Here is a 5854-nt window from a genome sequence, read left to right as displayed (position 1 = left end):
AGCTGCATCTGTAAAGCCGCAGGTGAAAGCCTGTATTGTTTGTGAAGCGTAAATCTCTGATTTGAGGTATTGGGGCAATCCTGTGGGGGATTGCCTCTTTTTTTATCTGCGCCGTCATGCCACAATGGCATCATTCCTTATCCAACCCGATCACGCCATGACTCCGATACTCGCCTTCGACATCGAAACCATTCCCGACGTAAACGGCATCCGCCTGCTTTACGATTTGCCTGCCGATTTGCCCGACAACGAAGTCGTCCTGTTTGCCCAACAGCAACGCCGCGCCAAAACCGGCAGCGACTTTATGCAACACCATCTGCACCAAGTCGTCGCCATCTCCTGCTGTATGCGCTGGGGTCAGGACAAAATCCGCGTCAGCACCATCGGCGATCCCGAAGACAGCGAAGAAGTCATGATTGCCAAATTCTTCGAGGTCATCGAAAACTATACGCCGCAACTCATCAGCTGGAACGGCGGCGGTTTCGACCTGCCCGTCCTCCACTACCGCGCCCTGATACACGGCATCAGTGCCGCCCGCTACTGGGACATGGGCGACGGCGACTTTGGCGACAGTCGCGACTTTAAGTGGAACAACTACATCAGCCGCTACCACACCCGCCATTGCGACCTGATGGATTTGCTCGCCCTCTACCAACCGCGTGCCAGCGTGCCTTTAGACGATATGGCCAAACTCTGCGGTTTCCCCGGCAAACTGGGTATGGACGGCAGCAAGGTTTGGGACGCTTATCACGCAGGCCGTCTGAAAGACATCCGCGACTATTGCGAAACCGATGCCGCCAATACCTACCTGATGTACATGCGCTTTCGCATGATGAGCGGCGCGCTCGATGCCGACGAATACGAAGTCGAAATCAAACGCATCAAACATTATCTGGCCGCACAAGCCGAAGAAAAACAACACTGGGCGGAGTTCGTCGCCGCTTGGCGTTAAACCAGGCCGTCTGAACAGCCAAACCGGAAAACCAAAAGGGCGTGATCGACACGCCCTTTTTTATATTCCGACAAACCATGCCCACTAAGCAGGCAAACGCCCCAGCGTTACCCTGTCCAATCCTGCCAAATCCTGCTCTGTTGCCACTTCGACAAAACCGTTCTCCAGCATAATGTTCCGCACTGCTTCGCCTTGGTCATAGCCGTGTTCAAACAGCAGCCAACCGTTGGCTTTCAGGTATTTGGGGGCTTCTTGGGTAATGTGGCGGATATGGCTGAGGCCGTCTGAAAAGTCGGTCAACGCGTTTTGCGGTTCAAACCTCAAATCGCCTTGCAACAAATGTTCATCGCCATCCTCGATATACGGCGGATTGGAAACAATCACATCGTATCGGCCTTCAGACGGCCTGTCGGTATCAAACCACGAACCCCGCGCAAATTCGACTTTTGCGCCCAATTCGGCCGCATTTTGACGGGCAGTATCCAAAGCACCGACGCTGATGTCGGATGCGCGAACATCGGCATCAACGCGTTCAAGCGCGACGGTCACGGCAATGGCGCCGCTGCCCGTTCCCAAGTCCCACACGCGGCCTTGCGGCGGCAAGCGTTTGAGCACAGCTTCCACCAAATGCTCGGTTTCAGGGCGTGGAATCAGCACATGGGGATTGACGGCAAAGCGTCGTCCGTAAAACTCGCGTTCACCCAACAGATAGGCCATCGGCTCGCCTTTCAGACGGCGTTGCGTCAAAATCTCCAAGGTTTGCAGGGCGGATTCTGCCAAATCGTCCGTACCACGCGTCACCAGCTGCGCGCGCGTGTAACCCAGCGCATATTGCAACAACATCCGCGCTTCATTTTTAGGCAGTACCGATTGGCGCAACCATTCATCAAGCATCATTTTTCGTCCCATCTGCCAGCGTTGTGGCTTTTCTTTCCTTATTCTTTCCGGCAAACGTACCGATGGTGGCAACCGCAAATGCGGCATACCACAAATAAAATCCGGCACCGTAGCACACGATATCCGCCGTATTTCCTGCTTCATCGACATGTACGGCTTTCACACTGAAAGCCACCAGCGCCAAGCCCCAAAGTGCCGCATGGACAGGCACGACCTTCTTCCGCAACGCCAGCAACACAATGGCCGCCAACCAAACATAATTCGCATAGGCCGCACAATATCTGATATCCAAAGGAGCAAATATCGACCCCAAAATCAAAACGGTCACACCCTTCATGCTTTCATGATTGCCCAAATAAAATGCAACATTGGACAAAGACGCTATCCACAGGACAACCGACACCAGCAACATCACTATGGGAAAACTTGATTTCCGATTCTGTTCCTGCATGGTTTTATCCTAATGTAAAAGGCCGTCTGAAAACCTTTCAGACGGCCTGCCGTTTAAATTTCGCTACCGCCGACGGTCAGTCCGGCATCAATCCTCAGGGTCGGTTGTCCGACGCCGACAGGAACGCTCTGCCCTTCTTTGCCGCAGACGCCGATGCCGCTGTCGAGCGCGGAGTCGTTGCCTATCATGGAAACATGTTTCAACACTTCGGGGCCGTTGCCGATGATGGTCGCGCCTTTGACAGGGTATTGCAACTTGCCGCCTTCCACCCACCACGCTTCGGATGCGCTGAACACAAACTTGCCGCTGGTAATGTCCACTTGTCCGCCGCCGAAGTTGACGGCGTAAATGCCCTTATCGATGGAAGCGATGATTTCTTCCGGCTCATAGCCGCCGTTTTCCATAAAAGTATTGGTCATGCGCGGCATAGGTGCGGAGGCGTAACTTTCGCGGCGGCCGTTGCCGGTCGATTGCGTACCCATCAGACGGGCGTTGGTTTCGTCCTGCATATAGCCGACCAAAATACCGTCTTCAATCAATACAGTGCGGCGGGTTTCATTGCCTTCGTCGTCGATATTGAGCGAACCGCGTCTGTCGGCAATATCGCCTTGATCCACAACGGTAACGCCTTTGGCGGCGACACGCTCACCGATTCGGCCGGAGAAAACGCTGGTTTCTTTACGGTTGAAATCGCCTTCCAAACCATGTCCGACCGCTTCGTGCAACAACACGCCCGGCCAGCCGTTGCCCAAAACGACGGTCATCTCGCCGGCAGGCGCAGGACGGGATTCGAGATTGGTCAGCGCTTGTTTGACGGCGGAATCGACAAACCGATGCACCAAGTTTTCATCGAAATACGCCAAATCATAACGTCCGCCGCCGCCCGCGCTGCCCTGCTCGCGACGCTCGCCCTGCTTGGCAATGACGGTAACGTTCATGCGCACCATCGGGCGGATATCGGCAGCGTGTTTACCATCCAGACGGGCGATGTACACCATGTCATATTCGCAGGTCAAACCGGCCATCACTTGCACGATACGCGGATCAGTGGCTTTGGCCAGCGTTTCGACTTTGTTCAACAGCGCGACTTTGGCAGCAGAATCGAGGCTGGCAATAGGGTCAATCGCCATGTGGACAGGCTTGCCGTAGGCAGGTGTTGGCACTTTGACGCTGGCCTCGCCGCCGGCCGCACCAATCACGCGCACGGCTTTGGCAGAGCGGTTGATCGAATCGATACACAGGCTGTCGGCGTAGGCAAAAGCAGTTTTATCGCCCGAAACGGCACGCACGCCCACACCCTGATCGATTTGGAAGCTGCCCGATTTGACGATGCCTTCTTCCAAATGCCAGCTTTCATAGGCAGTACGCTGACAATAGATGTCGGCATAATCGACATGGTTGGTGCCGATAATGCTCAGGCTTTGGGCAAGCAAATCGGGGGAAAGATGGTTGGCTTCGAGCAAATCTCGCTGTACGGCGGCGTAGGTTTGTTGCATAATTTTTCAGACGGCCCGACGAGCAGGCAAAGTTAATTTGGCCTTGATTATACGGTATTTTATATGGCTTTGGATATGTTGATTGCTTGGGTTTATGAGTGATTAAAACAAATCAAAAGGCCGTCTGAAATATAGGGGCGAAATGTTTGCCTTATCCTATTTCAACGTCAGCCGCGTAAAGAAGATAACAAATCATCGTATGATTGATGCAACGGCAGACTGATAAAGATTTAAATCATAAATAAATTGGACTTAAAATGAAAAAAATGCTTTTTGTATTATTAGGACTGGCAAGTCTTAATGTTTGCGTTGCCAATCCTACCTATGATGCGACTAGGGGCGCATTACAAAATGACCCTGGTTTATGTCAATACGGATACAATCCTAACTGCGCGTCATCTCGTCAGCACCAACGGAACCAGCCTAAGGAAATTATCAACATCGATGTTCCTTCAAAATACGGTGCATGGGCAGCTAACCCTAAAACTGGTATATCAGGTGGGGCACTCGAAATGGATTCACTTGATGCTGCTAAAAGAGAAGCCATTAAAACTTGTGAACTAGGTGGGAAAAATAAACCGTGTAAAATTTATGCTTGGGTCAGGAATGGCTGTCTTGCCGTTGCCCAAGATCAAAATGGTACAATTTTTTTCGGATCAACTACCCCTGGCCTAGCTGAAGATGAAGCCTTAGAAAAATGCCAAAAAAATAGAAAAGCACAATGTAGAATTATTGCTACCGAAGGCTGCTCAATGCCTAAATTCTAATAGACAAAAGGCCGGCTTTATTCAGACGGCCTTTTCAATCACGGCAAAGCCAATGCCGAAACTTAATTCCCATACAAAACAATCTATTATAGAAAAATCCCTTATTTTTTTAGTTTTGCTATTGATAATAGTTATTATTAGCGTATAATTAAATCCACTCGGAAGACGTCCTAATCCGAGCCATTAAACGACAGATTTTATCCCCCTCTTCCCCATTATCTCTTGATACTCGGAGTGCGCATATACGAAACATACCTGTTCCCCTTTATATCAGATACTCAAAACCGAAAAACATGAAACCCACTGCCGATACAGTGGGTTTCATGTTTTGCAGCGTTCGGTTTATCAGGCTTGGCCGACTGCTGATCAGGCCGTCTGAAACCGAACAGGCCTGATTATCGGCAGGTTTTCATGTTCAACTTGCCATAACGGCCGACAATGTTTCTGATGTCTTGGGCATCGCGCTCATCAACCGCCATAAAGACCACAGTCATGCGCGCTACGCTCAAACCGGTATCGGGTGCGCTTCTGTCTTCCTGTTCGACAATGCGTGCGCCGCCGAAACCTGCGCTGGACAAGCGTGAAATCAAAACTTGGGCGGAAGAGCGGCTGCGTGTTACGTCAATGCTGATTTCGCCGTTGTGAATGCTGCCGCTAAAGCCGCGGCTGCCCAAGGCGTCAAGCTGGGCAGAAGTGTCGCCGTCGGCAGGCAAGACCACGCGGAAGGTTTTGGAAGAAGTTTCACCACCGGATGCGCCGTTGCGTTTTTCGATACTGCGGCTGGCCGCATGGGGCCATTTGCCCAACAGGCCTTTGATGCGGTGGTAATCGTCTTCATCCATCACTACGGTGGCGCTGCTGGTACACAAGCGTTCCACGCCGGCCGCGTCCATCTCTTCTTCGGCGGCGCGGCGTTCTTGCGCTTCTTTCTCGCGGCGCATTTTTTCTTTTTTCTCTTTCAACTGCTGCGCTTCTTGTTTTTTACGCAAGGCTTCTGCTTCTTCGGATTCGGGTTCGGCCATGATCAGGCCGTCTGATTCATCCGCCACCCAATCGGGCTGCGATGCCTGCTGCGGCTCGGTTTTGGGTGCGTCCAAAGAAGACGGGCGCAATAATTCGTGCGTGCCGCCTTCCAAGGCGGATTCGGGTTTGGCAGTTTTATGCTGTGTCCGATAGGCAACCATGCTGCCAAAAACAATGATGTTGAGTGCGACCAAGACCGCAAACAGCCATTTCATGATGCGTTTTCCTTTTTATTGTCCGTTGCGATGGGCAATCCAATGCAAGAGCC

6 protein-coding genes are annotated in these 5854 nt (G+C 52.0%); 2 read left to right on the top strand and 4 right to left on the bottom strand.

Annotated features, from left to right (window positions below; genetic code table 11):
• Window positions 1-157: 157 nt before the first annotated feature.
• Window positions 158-952, top strand: coding sequence for a 3'-5' exonuclease (locus ACTHUT_RS12795; RefSeq protein WP_440386547.1), 795 nt, complete (start codon window positions 158-160; stop codon window positions 950-952).
• A gap of 84 nt (window positions 953-1036) precedes the next feature.
• Here the strand turns inward: ACTHUT_RS12795 and prmC are convergent, their stop codons facing one another.
• From prmC to tldD, 3 genes are read right to left on the bottom strand one after another with little or no spacing between them, the layout of a single operon-like run.
• Complete coding sequence (prmC, locus tag ACTHUT_RS12790) at window positions 1037-1849, bottom strand: peptide chain release factor N(5)-glutamine methyltransferase (RefSeq protein ID WP_440386440.1); 813 nt, start codon at window positions 1847-1849, stop codon at window positions 1037-1039.
• Window positions 1839-2300: a hypothetical protein gene (locus tag ACTHUT_RS12785; RefSeq protein ID WP_440386439.1), complete on the bottom strand. Its 462-nt coding sequence runs from the start codon at window positions 2298-2300 to the stop codon at window positions 1839-1841. The genes prmC and ACTHUT_RS12785 overlap by 11 nt, the downstream gene beginning before the upstream one ends.
• Window positions 2301-2353: 53 nt before the next feature.
• The gene (gene tldD, locus ACTHUT_RS12780; RefSeq protein WP_440386438.1) at window positions 2354-3796 is read right to left on the bottom strand and encodes a metalloprotease TldD; all 1443 of its coding nucleotides are present in this window, start codon (window positions 3794-3796) and stop codon (window positions 2354-2356) included.
• A 257-nt stretch (window positions 3797-4053) separates the two neighbouring features.
• Here tldD and ACTHUT_RS12775 point away from each other — a divergent pair, with 257 nt between their 5' ends.
• The gene (locus ACTHUT_RS12775) at window positions 4054-4563 is read left to right on the top strand and encodes a DUF4189 domain-containing protein (RefSeq protein ID WP_440386437.1); all 510 of its coding nucleotides are present in this window, start codon (window positions 4054-4056) and stop codon (window positions 4561-4563) included.
• A 395-nt stretch (window positions 4564-4958) separates the two neighbouring features.
• Here ACTHUT_RS12775 and ACTHUT_RS12770 read toward each other — a convergent pair whose 3' ends face one another.
• Window positions 4959-5801 (bottom strand): hypothetical protein, encoded by an 843-nt coding sequence (locus ACTHUT_RS12770; protein WP_049359154.1) that lies wholly within the window; start codon window positions 5799-5801, stop codon window positions 4959-4961.
• Between the last annotated feature and the right edge of the window lie 53 nt (window positions 5802-5854).

The sequence above is a fragment of the Neisseria sp. P0022.S010 genome (assembly GCF_051956635.1).
Note: the sequence above shows the minus strand (reverse complement) of the source record. Positions and strands in the feature narration are given on the sequence as shown.